Consider the following 22,829-nt stretch of genomic DNA (forward strand, 5'->3'; position numbering starts at 1 on the left):
CCCGGCCCCGCGGCGGGGCCGGGTGCGCGTGTTCAGACGCCGATCCGGCCCTGACCACTCTTCCAGGCGACGACGACGGAGGGCCGCGGCTGCGTGGTTCCACCGTCGGGCCAGTGCGAGGCCGGGTTGTCGGCGGAGGCGTCGTCCTCCTCGCCGGGGTGCTGGACGCAGACCAGGACCCGGGATTCGGTGACGACGGGGCCGCAGGTCTCGGCGCCCTTCGGGACGGTGAGGAACTGCTTGGTCTCGCCGCGCCGGTCGCCGTCGAGCACCACCGCGAAGAGGCCGTCGTTGGCCTTCAGGGCATTGCCGTCGGTGGAGATCCAGAGGTTGCCGTACTGGTCGAAGGCCAGGTTGTCGGGGCAGGAGATCGGGCTGACCTCGGACTTGTCGAAGCCGCCGTAGTAGGTGTCGGCGGCGTTCGGGTCACCGCAGACGAGCAGCAGCGACCAGCTGAAGCGGGTGCCGGTGTGGTCGTCGTCGAGCTCGAGGACCTGGCCGTTCTTGTTCAGGTTGCGCGGGTTGGCCTCGTCGGCGGCGGCCTTGCCGTCCTTGCCCCTGTTGTCGTTGTTGGTCAGCGCGACGTAGACCTTGCCGGTGACCGGGTTGGCTTCGAAATCCTCCGGGCGGTCCATCTTGGTGGCGCCGACCCTGTCCGCGGCCAGCCGGGTGAAGACGGCGACCTCGGCGGCGCTCATGCCGTCGACCTTCGAGGTGCCCTTGCCGTCGGGGCCGGTCTCCAGCAGCGGGATCCACTCGCCGGTTCCGGTGAAGCCCTGCGGCGCGGGAAGTTTGCCGGTGCCGTCGATCTGCGCGGCGTGGTCGCCGGTGAGCTTGGCGACGTAGAGCGTGCCCTCGTCCAGGATGGTCATGTTGTGCCGCATGGCCGAGGCGCCGGTGCCGGACTGCACCTTCTTGGCGGAGACGAACTTGTACATGTAGTCGAAGCGCTCGTCGTCGCCGGTGTAGGAGACGACGGCGCCGTCGGCGGTCACGTAGATGCTGGCGCCCTCGTGCTTGAGCCTGCCCATGGCGGAGTGCTTGACCGGCACCGAGGCGGCGTCCCACGGGTCGACCTCGACGACGTAGCCGAAGCGGTTGGCCTCGTTCGGTTCCTGCGCCAGGTCGAAGCGCTTGTCGGTGCGCTCCCAGACATTGGTGCTCGCGCCCTCGGCGAAGCCGTAGCGCTTCAGCCTGGCGGCGGCGGTGGCGTCGGTGACGGCCTGCGCGTTGGCGAAGTAGCCGTGGAAGTTCTCCTCGCCGGAGAGCACGGTGCCCCACGGGGTGGTGCCGCCCGCGCAGTTGGCGAAGGTGCCGAAGACCTTGGTGCCCGCCGGGTCGGCGGCGGTCTTCACGAAGTCGCTGCCCGCGGCGGGGCCGGTGAGCAGGAATTCGGTGTTCGCGGTGATCCGGCGGTTGTACCGGCCGAAGGCGGGGGTCAGCTTGCCGGAGCCGCTCTCGCCCTTGACCTCGACCACCGTGAGGCCGTGCGCGGCCATGCTGATGGCGATCTGCTCGTCGGTGGGGTTCTTCGGGTCGTAGCCGCGGAACATGTGCGGGCCGGTGGTGTACTCGTGGTTCACCACGAGCAGGAAGGTGTTGGCCTGGCCCTCGATCGGCAGCAGCGCCGCGAAGTCGTTGTTGTAGCCGAACTGCCTCTCCTGCGCGGCGGCGGTCTGCCGGTCGAAGTCGAAGGCGGGGGCGTCGGCGAAGATCGGGTCGCCCCAGCGGATCACGACGGACTGCTCGTAGCCTTCCGGGACCCGCACGGCGTCGTCGGTGTTCGGCGCGACGGCGGTGAAGGTGGTTCCGGTCCCGTCCGACGCGGCGGCGGCCTTCGAGGTCTCGGTGGAGCCGCCGTCGGCGCCGCAGGCCGCGAGCGCGCTCGCCGCGCCGACCGCGAGCACCGCGGCCGCGCCGCCCCTGAGCACGCCGCGCCGGTTCAGGGAGCTGACGATATCGCCGAAGTAGGCGCCGTCCGAGGTGTTCGGGGCCGGGTGGAAGCAGGCATTGGCGCACTTGTATTCGCAGGTCACGCGGGCGCGCGCGGACCGGCCGTCGTGCGCGGTGAAGAGGGTGAGCGGTTTCGGGGTCACGGCGGCTCCTGATATCGGCGTCGGCCGCACGGTAGACGATGTTCCCCAGGGGGAATCGACGGCGAGGTGAACAGGTGGGGGCGGCGGTGGCCGTCATGCGCTGAGCGGGATGGCGATGACCACCTCGCTCTCGTCCTGCGGCAGGTAGTGCGCCCGGAGGATCCGGCCGACCTGCACCTGCCCGACCGCGGTCGGCGGCACGTACTTCTCGGTGCGGGTGGTGAAGGTGCTGCCGTCCGGGCGGGTGACCACCAGCCCGAGCACCACCCTGGTGTGGCCGTCGCGGATCTCGCCGGGCACCGCGAGCGTCTGCACCACGGCCTGGGCGGCGATGCCGCGCTCGGCGATGTCGAGTTTGCCGCGGGTGGTGAAGCCCTTGCGCAGCATCGCCTCGTTCATGGCATTCTGCGCCGCGCGCTGGTCACCGGAGAGGTCGACCTCGACCTTGTCGGTGCGGTGCGGCAGGTAGCGGACCGGCAGCACCACGCCGGGGCGGAGCATGGCCATCCGGTGCTGCGGGACGACCAGCTTCGCCACCGAGGGGAAGACCTTGCCGTCGGCGCCCTCGACGCTCAGGTCGATGCGCAGCTGGGGCTGGTGGTTCAGGGTCACGCCGGTGTGCCGGACCGCCCGCACGGTGCCGAGCCCGACCCCGGCGTTGCGGTACTCGGCCGAGTTGTTGCCGGTGAGCGCGGAGAGGATGCCGTCGCCGGTGAAGGCGAAGACGATCGGGGTGACGGTCAGCGCGATGATGGGCAGCGCCATCTGCGGGCCGACCCAGGCCAGGATGTCCTGGCCGTACTCGGTGGGGCCGTCGTAGGTGAGGCCGTGCAGCAGGTAGTAGCCGAAGGCGACGACCAGGAAGGCGGCGGCGACGGCGCGGGCGATGGTCTTGATGTTCATGGTGGTCTTTCCGGTTGGCGGAGTGCGGGGTTGGCCGATGAGATGAAGGTAGGAGGGCTATCCGGCCTACCGATCCCAGCTTTCGCCGGGGGCAAGGCGCTAACCTGGTGCGATGCGACGACCCCGGGCCGCTGTGCTCGACGAGGTATGGCGCGGGCTCGACGGATTGGCGCCGCTCAGCGGTCCCCGGGGCGGGCCGCTGCGCCGCACCGTGAAACTGGTGCTCGACCCGCTGGTGATCCGGCCGGTGCAGTACCCGGCCTGCGCGGGCCCGGTGCTCGACGCCGACGGCATCGCCCTGCTCACCGCGCGGCTGCACGCCGCCGCCGACGATCTGCGCGCGACCGCCGCCTGGTTCACCCTGCTCAAGCAGGTGCGCCGGGCCTCGAAGATCACCGAGGGCAACCCGCAGGACCTCTACTTCCAGCGCTGCTTCGAACTGGCCGCCACCAGGGGCGCCCCGGAGCCGCTGCGCGACCGGCCCGCCGCCGAGGCCGCGCTGCGCGAGATCCACGACAATCCGGCGGGCCGCACGGTCGCCGTGCTCCGCGCGCACCTCACCGATCCGGCACGCGCCGCCGAGGTCGCCGCGCTGCTCGCGACGGCGTGGGCCCGCCGCCCGCTCACCGACGAGCCGACCCCCGGCCACGCCGCCGCGCTGCACGCCCTGCTCGACGCCTGCGCCGCCGCCCGGCTCACCGACGGCGCCGACAACGGCCTGGCGACCTTCGACGACCTGCTCGACGCGCACGCGGGCACGCACGCGGGGATCGAGCTCTGGCAGGTGGTCACCGGCTGGACCGCCGCCGAGCTCGGGTTCACCGCGCGCCCGGTGCCGCAGCAGCCCGCGGTCGGCAGCTCGGCCGCGACCGCGCAGCTCGGGCTGCCCCTCGACCGGACGGTGTACGAGCGGGTCTTCACCGTGCTGCAGGGCGGCACCGAGCGCGCCGACCTGCCGACCGTGCCGGAGCTGGTCGCCGCCGAGGTCGCCCGCAGCTGCGCGCCGCTGGCGCTGCTCGACGAATCGCTGCGGCTCACCGCCACCGCCGGGATCGCGCTCGCGCTCGGGCTCGCCCCGGCCGGGGCGACCAGGCCGGCGCCGGACGGGACGCCGGGCACCGAGCCGGACGCCACCGCCGCGCACCGGATCGTGAACGGGCGCTGGCAGCGCGAGGCGTACGTGCTCGCGGCCAGGCGGCTCTCGGTGGCCGGTGCGCCCGGCCCCGACGCCGAGCCGCTCGCGGCCATCGCCGCCGATCTGTCCCGGCCGTGGCGGCCGTACCTGCGCAGGCTCTGGGTGCGGTTGCACGGGCGGGATGTGCGTGCAGCGCCGGTGTACGACCCGGACGAGCTGTGGGATCTGCTCGACGGCGTCGCCCGCTCGGTCATGCTCGATCACCGGATGCGGGTGAAGCAGATGCTCAGCGCGCGCGCCGAGCTGGAGACCCCGGCACAGCGGGCGGGCTGATGGCGACCGTCGATGTGCGCAGGGTCGACGGGTTGACCGTGCTCGCTCCCGTCGGGGCGCCCACCGTGCTCGATCCGGCGCCGGGGGTCGGGGTGCTGGTGCTCGAGGTGTCGGGTGGGCATCTGACCTGGGATCTGTTCGGTGACAGCGTGGTTCCGGCGGCAGTGCTCGATGATCCGGTGGCCGCGCAGGACTGGCTCTGGGCGCTCTGTGGTGAGGCGGTGGCGGTCGCTGTGGCCGACGGCGCCGACGGGCCGCTGGACGCCGAACCGGCCGATCCCGGGCAGGCCGAGGCCGCTCGGCGGCTCGCGTACGCGCACTGGGCCGCTCGCTGGTGGCCCGCGTCCACGCTGGACGGGATCGCCGCGCTCGACCCCGGGCTGCTGGACGCCGAGATCGCCGAGTTGACCGCCGCCTGCGATGCGCTGGTGGACGGTGCCGACGCGGTCGCCGCGGCGGTGGTCGAGGTGACCGCGCGTGCGGAGGACTACGCGCTGGCCGCCGGGGACGGGGTGCGGGCGGGGATGGTGCTGCGGCGCGGCAGCACCGGGTGGGCCTGGCATCGCTGCCCGCCCGGGGTCGTCGATGCCTCCGAGCAGGCGCTGACCTGGGAGTCGGTGCGGCAGGGCGGGTCGGGGGTGCTGCGCGTCGATGTGGTCGCTGCGCCGCGGACGGTGCCGGTGCTCGTGCCCGCGCACCTGCGGCCCTGGGTCCGGGTCGGGGAGCTGCGCGCTCCGCTCGACGCGGCGGCCGATCGCTGGGTCGCCACGCTCGCCACGCCGGAGGTCGCGGAGCCGGAGCTCTTCGTTCCCGGAGTCGGTTCGGCGCAGCCGGATTCGGCGGCGGATCGGGTCCGGGTGCGGGAGTTCGCCCGCGCCCGGTTGTCCGGGGCCGGTTCCCTCCTGCGCGCCGAGAGCGCCGCCGCGGCCGATGACTCCGACTTCTGATCCCGGCGAAGCCCGCGCCGGCGTTGCCTCGGGCTCGGTCGGCAGCCCGGGGGAAACGGCGGTAGCGGCCAACCCGAGCCGCGGCTCCGCAGGCGGGGGCGGCTGGGGGAAACCCGAGGGAGGTCCGCTCGAACGGGCGCGCACACCCGCCGAACCGGAAGGCGACGCGGTGGAGGCAGGCCGGTCGCTGCTGGCGGCGGGGGCCGCGGCGTACGGCCGGGGCGACGTCACCGAGGCGCTGCGAATCTTCCGCGAGGCGAGCACCGGACCGGACGAAACGATCCGGCTCGCCGCCCTGACCAACGCTGCGAGCATGTACGACGAACTCGGGCAGCACACCGAGGCACTCCCCCTGCTCCGCGCGGCACTCGACCTCATGCCCGCCGATGCGATCCGCCTGCGCCCGCACGCCCTGATCAACCTGTCCCAGGTTCAGCAACATCTCGGCGACCTGGACGGCGCAGAAGCCTCGCTCGACCAGGCCAACGCCCTGCTGATCGACAGCACCGACCCGGAGCTCGGTCGAGTCCGAACCGCCTGCCTGCTCTCCCGCACCGCCGTCGCCATCCACCGCGACCACTGGTCCCGCGCCCTGGAGCTCGCCACCGAATCCTTGGACGCCGCCGTCCGATTCGCGCCCGAACTGGCCGGGCACCCCCTGCTGAACCTCGCCGCCGCCCACTTCGAGACCGGCCGCACCGACCTCGCCCTCGACTTCGCCGCCCAGGCCGGAGCCGCCTTCGCCGAGGCGGGCGACCCCAACGCCGGCGCCGAGACCGACCAGAACACCGCCATCATGCTCGCCCGCAGCGGCCGTGCCACCGAGGCAGCCGAGCCGCTCCGCCGCAGCCAGGAGTACTTCGAGCGGGCCGGGCTCGCACACCGAGCCGGAATCGGCGCCAAGCTGCGCGGATTCCTGGCCGAGGGCGCCGAGCAGTTCGCCGGCGCGGAGGCGGCGTACCGGAGCGCACTGGCCCGATTCGAGGCGTCCGGCGCGGTGCTCGACGCCGCGGAGGTCCGGGTGCGGCTGGCGACCGTCGCCGCCCGCACCGGCCGCCTCCCGGAGGCGGAAACCCTCCTCGAGCACGCCTTCTCGACCTTCGCGGAGCGCGGCATGACCACCCGCTGCGCCCGGATCGACTACTGGCACGCCGCGTTGATCGAAGCGTCCCACCCGGACCCGGCACTCCTGGCCCGCGGCACCGACCTCGCGGTGATCGCCGCCCTCGCCCTCGACGCCGTGCGCTTCACCTTCCCGGACGGCACCCAGCGCGCCCGCTGGAACGACGAGATCGCCGACCCGGCCGCACGCGTCGCCTTCCGCCTCGCCCACGCCTCCGGCAATGGCAGGCTGATCGCCGAGCTGATCGAAACCCGCTGCGCCGGAACCACCATCGACCTGGACCGGACCACCGGCACCGCGACACCACCCACCCTCCCGCTGACCTGGATCGATCCACCGGAGGAGCCGGGCGGTGCCCGCACCGCGGGCGGCGCGGTGGAGCTGGGCATCGCGCTCGCCGAGGTCGCGGCCGCCGCCGGCCTCGCGGTCGCCCCGCCGCCGCGGATCGCCCTGCCCGACGGCCGGATCGCCCTGGCCGGGCACCTCGCCGCCGCCGAGCAGCGCTACGGCAGGCCGGTGCGGGACAGCCGGGTGGTCCAGGCATGACCCCGACCGCCCACATCCGCATGGCCGACGCCGGCGACCTCTACCTCTGGTGGCGCTGGGAGAACCACACCGCCGCACCGGGAATCGGCGTCGTCCCCGAGGCGCAGCTCCGAGCGGTACTGGACGAACTCACCGCCGCCCTGCCCGATCCCGCCACCCCCGGCAGCCTCGAGAACGCGCTCACCGCGGGCGCGCTCGCCGACCCCGACCGCGAACAGCACCTCGCCGAGCAACTCGCCCGCGCCTTCCTCCCGTACAACCTCGCCGTCGCGCTACACGAGCTCATGACCAGCGGCATCCGCCCGCACCTGCGCATCCAGCCCGCGCCGCGGGTCGCGCAGGTGCCCTGGGAGCTGCTCGCCCCCGACCCGGCGATCCGGCTGATCGAGATCGCCGACCTCAGCCTGCTGCCGCCGGTGAGCGTGGTCCGCGCCCGCGAACCGCGCCCGTGGAACCCCGCCCTGCCGGTGGTCGCCGTGCTCGACCCGCGCGTCCCCGGTTTCCGCGCCGACTCCGCGCTCGGCTCGGTACTCGGCCGCCCCGACCCGGCCACGCCGGTCGCCCGCCGAGTCGCCGAATACGCCGCGACCGGCCGGCTCGCCCCGGCGGCCGCAACCCCGGCCGACGCCTTCCGCCGCACCGACCTCGACCGCGACCTGCTCGGCGAGCTGCTGCGCGCCGGCGCGAGCAGGCTGCTCTACGTCGGCCACGTCACCGCCGCCGCACCGGAGTCCGGCCGCAGCGAGGAGGCCGCGCTGCACCTCGCCTGCCCCGCCGAGCTCCCCGGCTTCGCCGCCCCGCTGCGCACCCACCGCCCCTTCACCGCGAAGGACCTGCTGCTCGGCTCGCACACCCGCGACCCGGACCCGCAGCCGGGCACCCGGCTCTGGCCGATCCCGGCGCGAGTCGCGCTGATCGCCTGCGAGAGCGGCGGCGACCTCCGCTTCGGCGAGGCGCTCGGCCTGGTCACCGCCATGATCGCGGGCGGAGCCGAGCTCGTCACCGCCTGCCGCTGGCCGCTCCCCACCGACCTCGCCGTCCAGCGCCTCGCCGGCGCCCCCGCCACCGCAACCCCCCTGCAGGACACCATCTGCGCCATCGACACCGCCCACGAACACCCCGACCCCGTCGCCGCGCACGCCGACTGGCAGCGCACCCGCCTCACCGCCTGGCGCACCACCCCCTCGCCCGCCACCGCCCCGGTCCTCTGGGCGGCACCGGCGACGGTCTACAGCACCTGATCGAGGAAGGTGCGGAGGCGGGGGGTCTCGGCATTGTCGAAGACGGCGTCGGGGGCGCCGTGCTCGACGACGACGCCCCGGTCCATGAAGACGACGGTGTCGGAGACCGAGCGGGCGAAGCCCATCTCGTGGGTGACGACGACCATGGTCATGCCGCCGGAGGCGAGCTCGGCGATGAGCGCGAGCACGCCCTTGACCAGCTCCGGGTCGAGCGCCGATGTGGCCTCGTCGAAGAGCATGAGCTCCGGCTCCATGGCCAGCGCGCGGGCGATGGCGACGCGCTGCTGCTGCCCCCCGGAGAGGTTGCCCGGCCGCGAGTCGACCTTGTCGGCGAGCCCGACCCGCTCCAGCTGCTCGACGGCGACCGCACGGGCCCGCTCCGCGGAGAGCCCCCCGAGCTTGCGCGGGCCGAGCGCGACATTGTCGACGACCGACTTGTGCGGGAACAGGTTGAACTGCTGGAAGACCATGCCGATCCGGCGGCGCAGCCGGTCCGGATCCTCGGCGAGCACCGACTTGCCGTCCAGCAGCAGATCGCCGCTGTCCGGTTCGTGCAGCCGGTTCAGCACCCGGAGCAGGGTGGACTTGCCCGACCCGGACGGCCCGATCACGGTGACCGTCCGGCCCGCGTCGACATGCAGGTCGACGCCGCGCAGGATGTGGTTGCGGCCGAGGGTGAGGTGCAGCCCGGTGCCGGTGAGCGAAGCACTCATGATCAGCGTCCTTCGGTGATGGCGGCCTGGTCTGCCGGGTCGATGGGCTGGTCCGGGCGGCCGGTGCGCATCCGCCGGTCGATGTAGTTCACCAGGTGCGTGAGCGGAATGGTCAGCAGCAGGTAGACGAGCCCGGCCGCGACCAGCGGCGAGAGGTTGCCGGTCTGCGCGTTGAGATCGCGGCCGACCGCGAAGAGCTCGCGCTGGCTGACCAGCAGCCCGAGGAAGTAGATCAGCGACGAGTCCTTGATCAGCGCGATGAACTGGTTCATCAGCGCGGGCAGCACCCGGCGCACGCCCTGCGGGATGATCACCAGCGTCATGGCCTGCCGGTAGCCGAAGCCGATCGCGCGCGCCGCCTCCAGCTGCCCCGGCTCCACCGACTGGATGCCGGAGCGGAAGATCTCGCCGATGTAGGCCGAGGCGAGCAGCGCCAGCGCCACCGCGCCGAGCCAGTACGGGTTGTTGCCGGTGATGTTGCGCACGATGGGGCCCACACCGAGCCCGATGATCAGGATGATCACCACCGCGGGCAGCCCGCGGAAGATGTCGGTGTAGATCCGGGCGGGCCAGCGCAGCCACCGGGTGCGCGCGATGCCCGCCACCGCGAGCAGCATGCCGAGCACCGTGCCGAGCACGCCGGAGACCACCGCGAGGATCAGCGTGTTCGGCAGCCCGGTCTTGATCAGCTCCGGGAACGCCTGCCGGTACAGCGACCAGTCGAAGAAGGTGTCGCCGAGCTGCTGCAACGTCGATTTCGGCGCTGCCGCCGCCTGTTCCGGCTGTTCGTTCCGCGCGGCGAGCGCGCGGAAGTCGGGCAGCTCCGGGGTCGGCGCGGCGCGCGAGCCCGGCTTCCAGCCCGGCGGCAGCTCGCGCGGCACCCAGTCCTGGTAGAGCCGGGCGTAGGTGCCGTCCGCGATCACCGCGTCCAGGCCGCTGTTCAGCGCGTCGAGCAGCGGCTGGTTGGTCTTGGCGGCGGCGTAGCCGACGAAGTTGTCCAGGCTGAAGGTGTTCTCCGCGATCGTGATCGGGTCGCCGGGCGCGATGGCGCCGTCGGCCTGCGCGGATGGCGCCACCCAGACGTCCACCTGGCCGGATTTCAGGTTCGCGTAGGCGGTGTTGTAGTCCGGGAACTTCACCGGGTCCAGTCCGAGCTGGTTGACGACGAACTCGTCCTGCACGGTGCCCTGCACCACCGCGATCCTGGTGTCCGGCCGCAGGTCGGCGAAGCTCCGGATGGCGCTGCCCGCGGGGGTGACCAGCGAGAAGTAGCCGAAGTCGTAGCCGTTGGTGAAGCCGACGAGCTGACGCCGCGCGTCGGTGGTGGTGATGTTCGACGAGCCGACGTCGTACCGGCCCGCGGCGACGCTGGCGAGCAGGCCGGAGAAGTCGGTGGTGGCGAAGTCGACGGTCAGCCCGAGCTTGCCCGCGATGGCCTTCAGCAGCTCGTTGTCGAAACCGGTGACCTGGTTGCCGCTGTTCACGCAGATGCTGGGCGGGGCGTCGGAGAGCGTGCCGACGCTGAGCTTGCCGGGCGTGATCAGCCCGAGCCTGGTGACGTCGATCGAGTTCAGCGGCACCACGTTCGGGGTGGTGTAGCGGTCGGCGTCCGCGCCCTGCGGGGCGGCGAGATTGGCCGGGGCCGCCGACGCTGCCGTCGGCCCCGGCGGGGCGCACAGGTCACGGGCCTGCCCGCCGCCGTCGCCCGAGCCGCACCCGCTCAGCACGAGCGAGGCGACCGCGAGGACCGCGACGAGCAGGGCCGACGAGCGGACCGCACGGGAAACCGACATGGGAATCAACCCTAGCCGCGGATGAGCGAATCACCGGCTATCAGGCGTCTCACAGCGCGAAACCCTTGTGCGCCGCGATCAGGACAGCCCGACCACCGACTCCGGGTTCACCTCGTCGCGCCACCGGATCGCCTCCTCGACCTGGCTCAGGTCGTAATCCGGGCCGCTGGTGCCCACCGTGAAGAGGGTGACGCCCGCCGCGTGGAACCCCTTCGCCCGCTCCACCCCCGGCCAGGCCGTCGACTTCTCGATCCGGCCCGCGTCGGTGCCTGCCGCGGCCGCGTGCTCGGCCAGGATGTTGCTCTTGCGGGTGAAGGTCTCCAGGTCGCCGAAGCTGTGCCAGATATCGCCGTACTCGGCCACCAGCCGCAGCGTCTTCTTCTCGCCGCCGCCGCCGATCAGCACCGGGATGTGCCGGGTCGGCGCCGGGGTCAGCTTCTTCAGCCTGGCGTCGATCAGGGCGAGGCCGTCCTTCAGCAGCGCCAACCGGCTGCCCGCGGTGCCGAACTCGTAGCCGTACTCGTCGTAGTCCCGTTCGAACCAGCCCGCCCCGATGCCGAGGATGAGCCTGCCCCCGCTGATGTGATCCACCGTGCGCGCCATATCCGCGAGCAGATCGAAGTTCCGGTACCCGCCGCCGGTGACCAGCGCCCCCAGCTCCACCCGCTCGGTCTGCTCGGCGATCGCGCCGAGCATGGTCCAGCATTCGAAGTGGGCACCCTCGGGGTCGCCGGTCAGCGGGTAGAAGTGGTCCCAGTTGAAGACGATGTCCACCCCGGCGTCCTCGGAGCGCAGTACCGCGTCCCGGATGAGCTGGTACTCGGGGGCGTGCTGCGGCTGCAGCTGAACTCCGATGCGAACCGGTCGGCTCATGCTCTGCTCCTCGTCGTCCGTTGGGTGTTCCCGGGGCGAGGCTACCGGCGGGCGGGGCGGCGCGCCGACGCGATGATCATCGGAACCGATGACTGGTCGGCGCCGCGCGCAGCACCGATACTTGGCACATGGGTGAGGGCCGATGTTTCGACGTCGTGGCCGCCGATGCCGCGCTCGCGGAGCTCATCGACGCGGTGCACACGATCAGGATGGCGCCCGCGCCCGCCGACCGGGAGCCGGACAATGTGCGGCGGCTGCGGGTGGTGCGGGCCAGGGACCGCGCCGCGGCGGGGCGGCCGGCGGGGCTCGGGATCGAGGTCGCGGCGGTCACGCTGGTCAGCAGCGACGGCTTCTCGGTGGATGTGGCGTTCGAGCTGCTCGCAGGCACCGCGGCGGCGCGCTTCCGGCTCGGCCGGCTGGCCGGTCCGGGCGGAGTGGCTGGCGCCCGCGCGCTGGCCGCGTACCTGGCGAACACCACGCTGCACCGGCTCACCGCGCAGGGCATCCGCGCGGTGCTGACCCGGCCGTGAGCAGGTCAGAAGTCCTCGAGGTCGAGCAGCCGGTCCTGGACGGCCCTGGCGAGCAGCTGTGCCTTGGTGACGGCGGGGCGGCCGGCCTCGTCGTACTTGCGCCTGGCCCTGGCGAGGTGGGTGTTGACCGTCCCCGGCGCCAGGTAGAGCTTGCGGCAGACCTGGTCCTTGTTCTCGGCGAGCAGCCACTCCCTGACCACCTCGGCCTCCCGCGCGCTCAGCCCGGGGTCGGCGTATCGGCGCTCCGGCTTCGGCGCGGGTTCGGACATGGCGGTTGCGTTCCGGTTCATGACGCGTCTCTCTCGTGTGCCGCCCGGCGGAGCGGTCGATCCGGGTGATCCTCTCCATCTGATTCGCTGTGCACGCATAGGTCAGTCCCCGTTGTGACACCGATCCGTCGCCCGTGCGACAATTCCGGCTCACGGGCTGCGACGATTTCGGCACTTTCGGGGATGTGTGCTGCGGGAACGTCGTTCGGGGCCGCGGCCGAGGACAGAGCCAGGCGAGGGGGATCGCATCGATGAAGTCCGCGGATCCGATCACTGCCCGCTTCATCGAGGCGGCGCTGCGCACACTCACCGAGGAGCCGGGGCGGGTGCTCGACCGCGGCCTCAACCGGGATCGCCTGGTGGAGATCTCCGGTGCGGCGGCGGCCACCTTCTCCCGGAAGTTCCGCACCAAGCAGCTGTTCCTCGACGCGATCGCCGCCACGCTGCCGCCGCCGGTGCACTGCGGCGCGGACGAGCTGCGCGCGGAGATCGAGCGGTTCGACGCGGCGGGGCAGCGCGGCGACCGGGCCATCCACGAACTGGTGCTGCGCCGGTACGCGGCGCTCACCGAACCACGCCGGTTCGCCAGGCAGCTGCTGGCGCACTGGCTGGCGCCCGCGGATGCCAGGCTGCGCGCCCGGCTCCGTGATTCCTACCGGCAGCGCGACGCCACCGCGCACGCCGTGCTCGATGCCGCCTTCGACCGGGTCGGGGTCACGCTGCGCCGCCCGCTCGGCGCGAGCACCCTCGCCGTCGCGGTGAACGCCCTGCTGGAGGGGGTGCAGCTGCGGATGCGGGCGGAGCCGGAGCTCGTCACGCCCGAGCTGCTGGCGAACGCGATGTCGGCGCTGCTCAACGGCGCGATCGACTTCGACGAGGGGCACCGGCCGGTCGGCGATCCGGCACCGATGCGGGCGCCGGTGGCGCTGCCGAGCAATCCGCGCGCCGCCGTGATCGCCGCCGCCCGGCTCGAATTCGGCAACCGGGGGTACTTCAACACCACCATGGCGCACGTGGCCGAGACCTCCGGCGTGCCGCGGGACAAGCTCGAGCTGCTCTTCCCGAGCAAGATCCACATCATCGAGGCGGCGCTGCGGACCCCGTTCGACCAGCTCGGCACCGAGATCGCCGACGCCGCCGCCTTCGATGTCGACGCCGCGACGACCATCCGCCGCTACCTGCTCGGCTGCGCCGGGCTGATCGCCGCGGAGACCGCCTTCATGGACGCCCTGCTGGTCGCCGTCGCGCACGACACCTATGGCGCACCGGAGCGGTTTCGCTCGATCAAGGCACAGCTGAACCTGCCCGCCGTCATCGAACCGGTGATCGAGCGCGGCCAGAAGTGCGGGGAGCTGGCCGACGACCACCCGCCCGCGGAGGTCGCGGCCTGGCTGACGAACGCGATCCTGCTGCGCTGCTTCACCTTCCGCGACCGGTCGCCCGAGGAGAACGCCGCCTTCGCCGCGGACGTCGCGCTGCGCGGGGTGCTGCTGGACTGAGCGCATCAGGCCACCTGCCGCATCGGGCGGTGCTTGATCCGGTAGCGGTACCGGGGGCTGTCGAAGTCGTCGAGGAGCACGGTGGGTTCGGCGCGCTCACCGGAGACCCGGTGCAGCTCGCGGTACTCGCTGCTGACCCGGCACAGCGTCGCGACGGTCGTCTTCCCGACCAGCGCGGCGAGCGCGGGGTCGGGGCGGACGCCGGGGCGCAGCTGCACCCGGAGCACCAGCTCGGGGCGGAAGCGTTCGTCCGCGACGCTGTCCAGCAGGTACTTCCCGGTCAGGGTGCGCACCAGCCCGGCATCGGCGAGTGCGGCGCGGATCGCCTCCGGGGTGATCTTGACCGAGTAGAAGGTGGCCGCCACATCGGTCCGGCCGTTCAGCACCAGGTAGCGGGCGCTGCGCGTGGTGGCGCGCAGCGCGGGCGGGCAGCCGGCCTCGCGCAGGGCGGCCCGCAACTCGGGCTGCCCGAATACCGCTCCCTCGTCGTTGATCCGGTAGCGCACCAGCGGAATCGCATTGTGCGCGGTGAAGAGCAGGGCGCCGCTCGGGTCGGGCTCGACGTAGCGGTAGCCGGGGTCGTACTCGACGAAGGTCGGCAGTACGCCCGCGGTGCCGAAGAGCCGCCGCCGGAGCGAGGGGAGCTGCTCGGCGCGCCTGCGCACCGCGATGGTCGACACGGTCTCGTGCCCGATCATCCCGAGGTCGGCGGTGCCGTAGATCAGCGTGGAGACCTCCGGCCTTCCCGGCTTTCCCGCCAGCTCGAGCAGGTGGTCGCGCCACGGTTCGCCGATGTTCTCGCCTGCCATGAGCACCCGGAGATCCAGGCCGTCGGCCACCCCCGGTTCGTCCAGGACGTCGCGCAGGAAGGGCGGGTAGCCGGCGAGCACCACCCGGCCGTACTGCGGGCCGAGGCTGCGCAGCGCCGCGCGGACGGCGGCGACGTCGACGCCGGGCGTGATCGCCGAGATCGGGAAGCCGCGCCGGTGCAGTGCGGTGATCGCCTGGTAGGTGTAGGTGCCGCCGATCCAGCTGCCCATGGCGAAGCCGATCACCACCAGGGTCGGGCGGCGGTCGGCGCCGAGGCCGCGCAGGATCCGGCGGTGCAGCTCGATGGATTGCCGCAGCGCTACCGGCCCGCGCGCCCAGTAGGTCGGCTCGCCGGACGAGCCCGAGCTGGCGGACCAGGTCTCCGCGCCGGTGATCCGGCCGTGCGGCAGCAGCTGGTGCGCCGGGTAGGCCGCGATGTAGTTCTGTTTCGTGAGCGGTGGCAGCGCGGCGAAGTCGGCCGCGGTCCTGATATCGCCCGGCGCGATACCGTGCACCCGCAGGAAATCCCGGTAGGCGGGCACGTGCTCGGCCGCGTCCCGGAAGACGCGGAGCGCGCCGGGCAGTCCAGAGGTGTCCGAGAGAGGGTTCGGCAGCACGCCGTCGCTCCTTCCGTGTGACCCGGCGCGACCTGTCCGCCGCGCCGTCCGGCTGTACGACGCGGCGGTGACACATTTCGACCATCGGCCCCGCGGCGGGCGGCGCCCGATGCGCGAGCCGGGCCGACCGGATAGCATCCCGGCGATTCCCCTACTCGGATCGTCCGGCACGTTCCTGCCGGTGAAGGGATGGTCATCCACCGTGGCCACGGTTACTTTCGAACACGCGACCCGGCTCTACCCGGGCAACCCGACCCCCGCCGTCGACCGCCTCGACCTGGAGATCGTGGACGGGGAGTTCCTCGTCCTGGTCGGCCCGTCGGGCTGCGGCAAGTCCACCTCGCTGCGCATGCTGGCCGGGCTGGAGGAGGTGAGCGACGGGCGCATCCTGATCGGCGCGGACGATGTCACGCACGCCGAGCCCAAGGACCGCGACATCGCGATGGTGTTCCAGAACTACGCGCTCTACCCGCACATGACGGTCGCGGAGAACATGGGATTCGCGCTCAAGCTCGCCAAGGTCCCCAAGGACGAGACGCGGGCCCGGGTGCTGGAGGCGGCCAAGCTGCTCGACCTGGAGCAGTACCTGGAGCGCAAGCCGAAGGCGCTCTCCGGCGGGCAGCGGCAGCGCGTCGCCATGGGCCGGGCGATCGTGCGGCAACCGCAGGTGTTCCTGATGGACGAGCCGCTCTCCAACCTGGACGCCAAGCTGCGCGTGCAGACCCGCACCCAGATCGCGCAGCTGCAGCGGCGGCTCGGCACCACCACCGTCTACGTCACGCACGACCAGGTCGAGGCGATGACCATGGGCGACCGGGTCGCGGTGCTCAAGGACGGCAAGCTGCAGCAGTGCGCGACCCCGCGCGACCTCTACGGCGACCCGGCCAACGTCTTCGTCGCCGGCTTCATGGGCTCACCGGCCATGAACCTCTTCACCCTCCCGGTCAGCGACGGCGCGGTGTCACTCGGCGGCTGCCCGATCCCGGTGCCGCGCTCGGTGACCGACGCCTGCTCCGGCGCGCTCACCGTCGGCATCCGCCCGGAGCACTTCGAGCTCGGCGGCGACGCCGGCATCGCCATGGAGGTGGACGTGGTCGAGGAGCTCGGCTCCGACGCCTACCTCTACGGGCGCACGCTCGGTGATTCGCCGACCGGGGCCAACGAGACGGTCGTTGCGCGGGCGGATTGGCGGAATCCGCCGCCGAAGGGGGCGAAGTTGCAACTCGGGGTCGCTGCGGAGCACGTGTACTTCTTCGACGCGGCGAACGGGAGCCGGCTCGACTGAGGTGCCCGGGGGCGCGGTCGTCAGGCCGCGCCCCCGCAGTCCGAGCCCTCGAACCTGATCTGGCCTGGGCGAAGTCTGTGCACAGTGAGTTGAGCCGGATGCCAACAGCCGCGACTTCCAGGAATCGCGCCCGGGCAGTCATGAGCGCTACGCGGACCTCCCGCGGCTCCGGCTCGGCGCACCGGAACCAGTGGGCGAGTGCGGAATTGTAGTTCTGCCAGGCCGCTTCGTAATCCGCTGTGGCGGGAGTTCGCTCCGCGGCTCCGTCGTGCTGGTAAGGGTGGTCGAAGGTGGCATAGGCGATCTGCTTCCGGTCATCATTGTCGTTGGGCCAGAACGCGAGTCCGAGTCCGCTCTGCGCTTCTCCGGCGGTGTGCCGCTCCGGACGCAACGAATGCCGTTCCCGCGGCGAATCGGCGAGTGCCGGACGCTGCCGCTCCCCGTGCTCGTCCACTTCGCCGCGGCGCTCCGCGAAAGGAGTACGAATTGTGAGCGCTGACCTGACCGGGGCACGCTGGTTCAAAAGCACGTTCAGCCGAGCGGGCGGGGACTGTGTGGAAATCGCCCACCTGGAAGGTGGACATACCGCTGTGCGCGACTCGAAGGACCCCGTCGGCCCCGTCCTTGACTTCACCCCGTCCGAGTGGACAGCATTCGTCGCCGGAGTGAAAGCCGGAGAGTTCTACCAGGCATAGCCGCCGACATTTCCGCAACCGACTGAGCGGCCCCCACGTAGCGGGGGCCGCTCACCTCGGAACGGACGGCGAGCGCCGCCCCCGAACGAACTCCTCGTTCAACCGAACCCCTAGCCCCTCCAGTTCGACCTCCGCACCGGACCCACTGCGCACTTCGACCCGCACCGCCTCCCCCGTCCCCTCCTCGACCAGCAGCAGCGGCGCAGGCCCATCCTGCAGATACCTGTCCCCCCACTGCATGAGCCCGAGCACGACGGGCAGCAGATCCCGCCCCATCGGGGTGAGCACGTACTCGTGCCTGGTCCGCTGCCCCTCCTCCCGGTACGGCTCCTTGGCGAGCAACCCGGCGGCCGTCAGTTTGCGCAGCTGCGCTGCCGCGGCGGCATCGGTGATGCCGACCCGCGCGGCGAACCCGTCGAAGCGGGTGGTGCCGTAGTACGCCTCGCGCATGATCAGGATCGCCGAGCGGGTGCCGACGAGGTCGAGCGCCTTGGCGATCGAGCACTCGGTCGGCCGCCAGGCGGCGAGATCGGCGAGGGGTCCTTCCATCACGGCTGCCATGGCGCACATCATACCCGATCTGACTTGACTCAACTATTGCCAGGGGAGAAACTGGCTATGTCGAGGTAGAGCCAGAAGGCTCCCCGGACGGAAGGAAGCACGATGCGAGACGCAGTCATCGTCGAAGCGGTCCGCACTCCGATCGGCAAGGGCAAGCCGACGGGCGCGCTGCACGGGGTACACCCGGTCGATCTGCTCGCCCACTCGCTGCGCGAGGTGGTGCACCGGGCCGGGATCGATCCGGCCCTGGTGGACGACGTCATCGGCGGCGTGGTGACGCAGTCCGGCGAGCAGAGCGTGAACCTCACCCGCAGGGCGGTGCTCGCGGCGGGCTTCCCGGAGTCGGTCCCTGCCACCACCGTCGACCGGCAGTGCGGCAGCAGCCAGCAGGCGGTGCACTTCGCGGCGCAGGGCGTGATCTCCGGCGCCTACGACGTGGTGATCGCGGCCGGGGTGGAGTCGATGAGCCGGGTGCCGATGGGGTCGAGCGTGCTCGGCGCCGACGACATCTCGGGCACCGGCTTCGCCGAGCGCTACCCGGATGGGCTGGTCGGGCAGGGCATCAGCGCCGAGCTGATCGCCGCGCGCTGGGGGCTGAGCCGCACCCGGCTGGACGAGTTCGCGCTGGCCAGCCACGAGAAGGCGGCGCTGGCCACCAAGAACGGCGCCTTCGCGGCCGAGCTCGCGCCGCTCGCCGGGCTCAGCACCGACGAGGGCATCCGCACCGGGAGCAGCCTGGAGCTGCTCGGCGGGCTGCGCCCGGCCTACTACGACGAGGCGCTCGCCGCCCGCTTCCCGGAGATCGGCTGGAACATCACCGCCGCCAACGCCAGCCAGATCAACGACGGCAGCGCGGCGGTGCTCATCATGAGCGGCGCCAAGGCCGCCGAGCTCGGGCTCACCCCGCTGGCCCGGCTGCACAGCTTCGCCGTCGTCGGCGACGACCCGCTGCTCATGCTCACCGCCGTCATCCCGGCCACCCGCAAGGTGCTGAGCCGGGCCGGGCTCGGGCTGGCCGACATCGACCTGGTCGAGATCAACGAGGCGTTCTCCGCGGTGGTGCTGGCCTGGGCCGACGACACCGGGACCGACCTGGCCAAGGTGAACGTCAACGGCGGCGCCATCGCGCTCGGGCACCCGCTCGGCGCCTCCGGCGCCCGGCTCACCACCACGCTGGTGCACGCGCTGCGCGAGCGCGGCGGGCGGTACGGGCTGCAGACCATGTGCGAGGCGGGTGGGCTGGCCAACGCCATGATCGTCGAAACCCTGTAGTGATCACCGCAGTTCGCTGAGGGCGAGTGCGAACACCAGGCCGAGCAGCCAGGCCTCGACGATCACCGGGACGGCGACCGCGGGGCCCCAGCCGATCGGCCTGCCGTACCGCACTCGCTCCCACACGTGCGAGACCGCGACCACCGCCCCGAACACCAGCCCGCCCCAGGCGATCAGCGCCGCGGGCCACACCTCGCCGAGGCCGTCCCCGCGCTCGTCGGCGAAGAGCCCGTAGAGCGGGACCAGCGCGACGGCGAGCCCGGCGACCAGCAGCGCGAACAGCGCGCCCGCGACCGTGCGCAACAGGTCGAGCGGGGAGGCGGGGCGGGGGTCGCGCCACTCCGGGCGCCGGGAGGCGAAATCGAACCACCGAGCCATGCTTCCCCCTTCACCCCTCCAGCGTGCCCCGGGAACGCCTGCCGCGCAGCCGGATCAGCTCAGCTCGCCGGAAACGATGCGGTGCCGATGAAGTCACACTCCCGGCCGAGGGTGCACGAGTCGGCGGCGAAGGCGAAGAACGGGGTGGCGAAGACCGAGCAGAGCGCGAGGACGAAGGCGAGGGCGTAGAGCACGATGGCGATCGCGGTGCCGGCCGCGTTCAACGGGCGCCGGCCCGGCGGGGGCGGGAGCGGCCGGCCGTAGTCGATCCGCGGCTCGTGCGGAGCTGGGCAGGCCGTGGTCATGGGAAGATCCTCGCAGGTCAGGAGGCTCGGCGAGAGGAAGCGACGGGCACCCGTCCGGTCACGCCGAGATTCCCGCCGAGACGATGCTGTAGCCGATGAGGAAACCCCCGATGACGAAGATCAGCGGGACGACGCCCCAGATCCAGAGCGGCCGGCGGCGCCAGGCGGCGATCGGGAGCATGACCGCGCCGGAGACGACCGCGAGCGCGGCGCCGCCCCAGGAGGCGCCCATCGCCGATCCGACATAGTCGCAGCTCCTGCCGCCGTAGCTGCAGGAATCGGCGGCGAAGGCGAAGAAGATGGTCGCGTAGGCGGAGCAGGCGGCGAGCACGAGCGCGACGGAGTACAGGACGATGCCGAGCGTCACGTCGAGCGGGTTCAGCTCCTTCTTCGCGGGCGGCGGGGGCGGCGGGGGCGGCACGGCGCCGTACCGCGGGTCGGGGTAGGCGGTCGTCATGCATCGATGATCGGCGTGGACCTGGCTGCCGGGTACCGGGAAACTACTCGAGTGCATCCGGGGGTTTCCGGCGCTGCGGCAGAATTCCGGCATGCTGGTTTACGCGATCCCGCTGCGCACCCGGTTCCGCGGCATCACCGTGCGCGAGGGCGTGCTGCTGGAGGGCCCGCGCGGCTGGGGCGAGTTCTGCCCGTTCCCGGAGTACGACGACCGGGAGGCCGCGCACTGGCTGGCCACCGCGCTGGAGCAGGCGAACGACGGGTGGCCCGCGCCGGTGCGCGCGCGGATCCCGGTGAACTGCATCGTGCCCGCCGTCGACCCGGAGCGCGCGCACCGCATCGTCCGCGAATCCGGCTGCGGCACCGCCAAGGTCAAGGTCGCCGACCACCCGGACTCGCTCGCGGAGGACATCGCGCGGGTCGAGGCGGTGCGGGCTGCGCTCGGGCCGGGTGGCGCGGTGCGGATCGACGCGAACGCGGTGTGGGACGTCGACACCGCCGTCACCCGGATCCGCGCGCTGGACCGGGCCGCGGGCGGGCTGGAGTACGCGGAGCAGCCGTGCCGCACGATCGAGGAGCTGGCCGCGGTGCGCCGCCGGGTCGGGGTGCCGATCGCGGCGGACGAATCCATTCGGCGCGCGGAGGATCCGCTGCGGGTCGCGGTGGCGGGGGCCGCTGATATCGCCGTGATCAAGTGCACGCCGCTCGGCGGGGTGCGCCGGGCGTTGCGGGTGGCCGAGGCGGCCGGGTTGCCGTGCGTGGTGTCGTCGGCGCTGGAGACCGGGGTCGGGCTCGGCGCGCAGCTGGCGCTGGCCGGGGCGCTGCCGGAGCTGACGCACGCCTGCGGGCTCGGCACCGGGGCGCTCTTCACCGGCGACGTGCTGGCCGAGCCGGTGCTGCCGGTGGACGGGTTCCTCGCGGTGCCCACCGCGCCGCCGGTGCCGGATCCGGAGCTGCTGGAGCGCTACCGGCACCCGGACCCGGAACGCACCCGGTGGTGGATCGAACGCCTGGAGCGGGTGCGCGCGCTGGTCGAGGGGTAGGCCGTTACGGACAGATCGCCTCACCCGATCCCGGCGCCGGTGCCGAGCAGCGCGGAGCGCAGCAGCAGCGCCGCCTCCGGCCCGACGACGCCGTCGAGCAACGTCAGGTAGCGGGCGCAGAAGGCGGGGCCGTGCGCGGGCTCGGCGGGTTCCGGCGGCGCCAGGTGGTGCGCGAGCTCGTGCAGCACCACCAGTTCGCGCAGCGCCCACACCCGCTCCACCGGCACCGCGAGCACCGCGCCATCGGGTTCGTAGTGCGCCGCGCTCACCCCGCGCCTGGCCCGCACCCGCACCGGAACGGCCGCCCGCGGCCACTCCGCGCGCACCCAGTTCAACGCCAGCACCCGCTCGACGTACCCGGCCACCGACTCCACCGACCCGAACCGCCGCTCCACCGGCAGCGTGAGCTGCGAACCGAAGACCTCGACGGTGCGGTTGCCGAACTCGTCGGCCCGCTCGAAGGCCCCCCGCACGAGCTGCTCCGCGTCGTAGACGGCACCCCGCTGGCTGTCGCGCGCGGTCACGGCGCAGGCAGCTCGCCGCGCGGGGCGCCGAGTTCGGGCGCGGTGCCGAGCCGCGCGGCCCGGCCCGCGCGATCACCGGCGCGGCGCGCGTCCGCGGACGGGGTGAGCGAGGCAGCCGCACCGCGCCAGGTGCCCCTCGCCTCGGAGGTCCTGCTGTAGAAGTCGGTGAGCTCGAGTTCCTTCTCGCGCAGCGCGATCGCCGTACCGGGGTTGCCCGCCTCGGCCGGTGCATCGGCCTCCCGCACCACCTCGGCCTTGACCTCGGCGAGCCGCTTGCCGACCCGGGCCGCGAATGCCGCCTGGAAATTCAGCCGGGCGGTCACCGGGGCGACCGGAGCGGCGACCCGGCGGCGCACGGTGCGCCCGAACCGCTTCTCGACCAGCACCTTCTCGACGGTGGCCGAGCGATAGCCGCCGGACTTGATGTACTGGTCGCTCGCCCGCACCATCTGCACGAGCAGGCTGCTGTAGAGCGCCTCGCAGACGTCGATGTCACCGGCGAAGCCGTAGGCGAAAACCTGGGTGGATGTGCGCGCGACATCGCAGCGCACATCGTTGGCCGCGGCGATCGCGACGAACAGCTGCACGTACGTGCGCAGACCTTTCCGGCCCGGCTCGCCGATCGGAATCACCCGCTGGATCGGCGCGGCGCGGCGCTGCCTGCCCGCCACGTGCGCCCGCGCCACCGCGAGGTCGATCGCGGAGCGGGTGGCCAGCCGCTGGGCCGCGGCCAGGAACGCCTCGGCCTCGTGCTCGTTGTCGGTGGACTCGGCCTGGCGCAGCAGGCCGCCGATCCGGGTGAGCATCCGGTCCGGAACCGCATTCGGCGAAGTCATCCCGGCCAGCCTAGCGAGCGGCGCCGAAGGGGAACGCGCTCCAGCG

General features: G+C 72.8%; 23 protein-coding genes. 10 read left to right on the top strand and 13 right to left on the bottom strand.

All coding sequences use genetic code 11. From position 1 onward, the window contains the following. Window positions 1-32 precede the first annotated feature (32 nt). Both ACFO0B_RS16690 and ACFO0B_RS16695 read right to left on the bottom strand, forming a co-directional pair. Entirely contained in the window at window positions 33-2,096 is a 2,064-nt protein-coding gene (locus tag ACFO0B_RS16690) for a PhoX family protein (RefSeq protein ID WP_378613381.1), read from the bottom strand. 93 nt (window positions 2,097-2,189) lie between these two features. Next, complete coding sequence (locus ACFO0B_RS16695) at window positions 2,190-2,993, bottom strand: hypothetical protein (protein ID WP_378613829.1); 804 nt, start codon at window positions 2,991-2,993, stop codon at window positions 2,190-2,192. A 118-nt stretch (window positions 2,994-3,111) separates the two neighbouring features. Here ACFO0B_RS16695 and ACFO0B_RS16700 point away from each other — a divergent pair, with 118 nt between their 5' ends. From ACFO0B_RS16700 to ACFO0B_RS16715, 4 genes are all read left to right on the top strand, one after another. After that, window positions 3,112-4,467, top strand: coding sequence for a hypothetical protein (locus ACFO0B_RS16700; protein WP_378613382.1), 1,356 nt, complete (start codon window positions 3,112-3,114; stop codon window positions 4,465-4,467). Further along, on the top strand, window positions 4,467-5,414 hold the full coding sequence (locus tag ACFO0B_RS16705; protein ID WP_378613383.1) for a hypothetical protein: 948 nt from the start codon (window positions 4,467-4,469) through the stop codon (window positions 5,412-5,414). The genes ACFO0B_RS16700 and ACFO0B_RS16705 overlap by 1 nt, the downstream gene beginning before the upstream one ends. Before the next feature lie 169 nt (window positions 5,415-5,583). Further along, a complete protein-coding gene (locus ACFO0B_RS16710; RefSeq protein ID WP_378613384.1) occupies window positions 5,584-7,083 on the top strand; it encodes a tetratricopeptide repeat protein in 1,500 nt (499 codons plus the stop codon). After that, entirely contained in the window at window positions 7,080-8,324 is a 1,245-nt protein-coding gene (locus ACFO0B_RS16715) for a CHAT domain-containing protein (RefSeq protein WP_378613385.1), read from the top strand. Before ACFO0B_RS16710 ends, ACFO0B_RS16715 begins: the two co-directional genes overlap by 4 nt. Here ACFO0B_RS16715 and ACFO0B_RS16720 read toward each other — a convergent pair. From ACFO0B_RS16720 to ACFO0B_RS16730, 3 genes are all read right to left on the bottom strand, one after another. After that, window positions 8,312-9,037: an amino acid ABC transporter ATP-binding protein gene (locus ACFO0B_RS16720; protein WP_378613387.1), complete on the bottom strand. Its 726-nt coding sequence runs from the start codon at window positions 9,035-9,037 to the stop codon at window positions 8,312-8,314. The genes ACFO0B_RS16715 and ACFO0B_RS16720 overlap by 13 nt on opposite strands. A gap of 2 nt (window positions 9,038-9,039) precedes the next feature. Further along, a complete protein-coding gene (locus ACFO0B_RS16725; protein ID WP_378613388.1) occupies window positions 9,040-10,830 on the bottom strand; it encodes an ABC transporter substrate-binding protein/permease in 1,791 nt (596 codons plus the stop codon). Window positions 10,831-10,908: 78 nt separating this feature from the next. After that, window positions 10,909-11,703 carry an LLM class F420-dependent oxidoreductase gene (locus ACFO0B_RS16730; RefSeq protein WP_378613389.1) on the bottom strand — a complete coding sequence of 265 codons (795 nt, stop codon included), beginning with the start codon at window positions 11,701-11,703 and terminating at the stop codon, window positions 10,909-10,911. Between the two features lie 128 nt (window positions 11,704-11,831). On the opposite strand from ACFO0B_RS16730, the gene ACFO0B_RS16735 reads away from it, so the two are divergent. After that, a complete protein-coding gene (locus ACFO0B_RS16735) occupies window positions 11,832-12,233 on the top strand; it encodes a hypothetical protein (RefSeq protein ID WP_378613390.1) in 402 nt (133 codons plus the stop codon). A 5-nt stretch (window positions 12,234-12,238) separates the two neighbouring features. Here the strand turns inward: ACFO0B_RS16735 and ACFO0B_RS16740 are convergent, their stop codons facing one another. Then, on the bottom strand, window positions 12,239-12,523 hold the full coding sequence (locus ACFO0B_RS16740) for a LuxR C-terminal-related transcriptional regulator (RefSeq protein ID WP_378613391.1): 285 nt from the start codon (window positions 12,521-12,523) through the stop codon (window positions 12,239-12,241). A 230-nt stretch (window positions 12,524-12,753) separates the two neighbouring features. On the opposite strand from ACFO0B_RS16740, the gene ACFO0B_RS16745 reads away from it, so the two are divergent. After that, window positions 12,754-14,001 (top strand): hypothetical protein, encoded by a 1,248-nt coding sequence (locus tag ACFO0B_RS16745; protein WP_378613392.1) that lies wholly within the window; start codon window positions 12,754-12,756, stop codon window positions 13,999-14,001. A gap of 5 nt (window positions 14,002-14,006) precedes the next feature. Here ACFO0B_RS16745 and ACFO0B_RS16750 read toward each other — a convergent pair whose 3' ends face one another. After that, a complete protein-coding gene (locus tag ACFO0B_RS16750; protein WP_378613393.1) occupies window positions 14,007-15,428 on the bottom strand; it encodes a phenylacetate--CoA ligase family protein in 1,422 nt (473 codons plus the stop codon). Between the two features lie 202 nt (window positions 15,429-15,630). Between ACFO0B_RS16750 and ACFO0B_RS16755 the strand changes: the two genes are divergently transcribed. Beyond that, window positions 15,631-16,713, top strand: coding sequence for an ABC transporter ATP-binding protein (locus ACFO0B_RS16755; protein WP_378613394.1), 1,083 nt, complete (start codon window positions 15,631-15,633; stop codon window positions 16,711-16,713). A 488-nt stretch (window positions 16,714-17,201) separates the two neighbouring features. Next, window positions 17,202-17,408 (top strand): DUF397 domain-containing protein, encoded by a 207-nt coding sequence (locus ACFO0B_RS16760; protein ID WP_378613395.1) that lies wholly within the window; start codon window positions 17,202-17,204, stop codon window positions 17,406-17,408. Window positions 17,409-17,459: 51 nt separating this feature from the next. Here ACFO0B_RS16760 and ACFO0B_RS16765 read toward each other — a convergent pair whose 3' ends face one another. Continuing rightward, entirely contained in the window at window positions 17,460-17,981 is a 522-nt protein-coding gene (locus tag ACFO0B_RS16765; protein WP_378613396.1) for a winged helix-turn-helix transcriptional regulator, read from the bottom strand. A gap of 90 nt (window positions 17,982-18,071) precedes the next feature. Here ACFO0B_RS16765 and ACFO0B_RS16770 point away from each other — a divergent pair, with 90 nt between their 5' ends. Next, a complete protein-coding gene (locus tag ACFO0B_RS16770; RefSeq protein WP_378613397.1) occupies window positions 18,072-19,241 on the top strand; it encodes a thiolase family protein in 1,170 nt (389 codons plus the stop codon). Window positions 19,242-19,244: 3 nt separating this feature from the next. On the opposite strand, the gene ACFO0B_RS16775 is transcribed toward ACFO0B_RS16770, so the two are convergent. From ACFO0B_RS16775 to ACFO0B_RS16785, 3 genes are read right to left on the bottom strand one after another with little or no spacing between them, the layout of a single operon-like run. Beyond that, complete coding sequence (locus tag ACFO0B_RS16775) at window positions 19,245-19,619, bottom strand: hypothetical protein (RefSeq protein ID WP_378613398.1); 375 nt, start codon at window positions 19,617-19,619, stop codon at window positions 19,245-19,247. A 59-nt stretch (window positions 19,620-19,678) separates the two neighbouring features. Then, window positions 19,679-19,924 carry a hypothetical protein gene (locus ACFO0B_RS16780; protein ID WP_378613399.1) on the bottom strand — a complete coding sequence of 82 codons (246 nt, stop codon included), beginning with the start codon at window positions 19,922-19,924 and terminating at the stop codon, window positions 19,679-19,681. Window positions 19,925-19,982: 58 nt separating this feature from the next. Beyond that, window positions 19,983-20,381, bottom strand: a complete 399-nt coding sequence (locus tag ACFO0B_RS16785; protein WP_378613400.1) for a hypothetical protein — start codon at window positions 20,379-20,381, stop codon at window positions 19,983-19,985. Window positions 20,382-20,472: 91 nt separating this feature from the next. On the opposite strand from ACFO0B_RS16785, the gene ACFO0B_RS16790 reads away from it, so the two are divergent. Next, window positions 20,473-21,423, top strand: a complete 951-nt coding sequence (locus tag ACFO0B_RS16790; protein WP_378613401.1) for an o-succinylbenzoate synthase — start codon at window positions 20,473-20,475, stop codon at window positions 21,421-21,423. A gap of 20 nt (window positions 21,424-21,443) precedes the next feature. On the opposite strand, the gene ACFO0B_RS16795 is transcribed toward ACFO0B_RS16790, so the two are convergent. Continuing rightward, window positions 21,444-21,947 carry a TIGR04338 family metallohydrolase gene (locus ACFO0B_RS16795; protein ID WP_378613402.1) on the bottom strand — a complete coding sequence of 168 codons (504 nt, stop codon included), beginning with the start codon at window positions 21,945-21,947 and terminating at the stop codon, window positions 21,444-21,446. Beyond that, complete coding sequence (locus tag ACFO0B_RS16800) at window positions 21,944-22,783, bottom strand: DUF2786 domain-containing protein (RefSeq protein WP_378613403.1); 840 nt, start codon at window positions 22,781-22,783, stop codon at window positions 21,944-21,946. Before ACFO0B_RS16800 ends, ACFO0B_RS16795 begins: the two co-directional genes overlap by 4 nt. Between the last annotated feature and the right edge of the window lie 46 nt (window positions 22,784-22,829).

This window comes from Nocardia jiangsuensis, from assembly GCF_042650385.1.
GTDB lineage: Bacteria > Actinomycetota > Actinomycetes > Mycobacteriales > Mycobacteriaceae > Nocardia > Nocardia jiangsuensis.

Bases quoted from the DNA above. Each gene is read 5' to 3' on its own strand.
- ACFO0B_RS16730 (WP_378613389.1), bottom strand. From the start codon at position 11,703: ATGAGCCGACCGGTTCGCATCGGAGTTCAGCTGCAGCCGCAGCACGCC.
- ACFO0B_RS16700 (WP_378613382.1), top strand. From the start codon at position 3,112: ATGCGACGACCCCGGGCCGCTGTGCTCGACGAGGTATGGCGCGGGCTC.
- ACFO0B_RS16705 (WP_378613383.1), top strand. From the start codon at position 4,467: ATGGCGACCGTCGATGTGCGCAGGGTCGACGGGTTGACCGTGCTCGCT.
- ACFO0B_RS16715 (WP_378613385.1), top strand. From the start codon at position 7,080: ATGACCCCGACCGCCCACATCCGCATGGCCGACGCCGGCGACCTCTAC.
- ACFO0B_RS16720 (WP_378613387.1), bottom strand. From the start codon at position 9,037: ATGAGTGCTTCGCTCACCGGCACCGGGCTGCACCTCACCCTCGGCCGC.
- ACFO0B_RS16740 (WP_378613391.1), bottom strand. From the start codon at position 12,523: ATGAACCGGAACGCAACCGCCATGTCCGAACCCGCGCCGAAGCCGGAG.
- ACFO0B_RS16790 (WP_378613401.1), top strand. From the start codon at position 20,473: ATGCTGGTTTACGCGATCCCGCTGCGCACCCGGTTCCGCGGCATCACC.
- ACFO0B_RS16800 (WP_378613403.1), bottom strand. From the start codon at position 22,783: ATGACTTCGCCGAATGCGGTTCCGGACCGGATGCTCACCCGGATCGGC.
- ACFO0B_RS16770 (WP_378613397.1), top strand. From the start codon at position 18,072: ATGCGAGACGCAGTCATCGTCGAAGCGGTCCGCACTCCGATCGGCAAG.
- ACFO0B_RS16775 (WP_378613398.1), bottom strand. From the start codon at position 19,619: ATGGCTCGGTGGTTCGATTTCGCCTCCCGGCGCCCGGAGTGGCGCGAC.
- ACFO0B_RS16780 (WP_378613399.1), bottom strand. From the start codon at position 19,924: ATGACCACGGCCTGCCCAGCTCCGCACGAGCCGCGGATCGACTACGGC.
- ACFO0B_RS16725 (WP_378613388.1), bottom strand. From the start codon at position 10,830: ATGTCGGTTTCCCGTGCGGTCCGCTCGTCGGCCCTGCTCGTCGCGGTC.
- ACFO0B_RS16735 (WP_378613390.1), top strand. From the start codon at position 11,832: ATGGGTGAGGGCCGATGTTTCGACGTCGTGGCCGCCGATGCCGCGCTC.
- ACFO0B_RS16745 (WP_378613392.1), top strand. From the start codon at position 12,754: ATGAAGTCCGCGGATCCGATCACTGCCCGCTTCATCGAGGCGGCGCTG.
- ACFO0B_RS16785 (WP_378613400.1), bottom strand. From the start codon at position 20,381: ATGACGACCGCCTACCCCGACCCGCGGTACGGCGCCGTGCCGCCCCCG.
- ACFO0B_RS16765 (WP_378613396.1), bottom strand. From the start codon at position 17,981: ATGATGTGCGCCATGGCAGCCGTGATGGAAGGACCCCTCGCCGATCTC.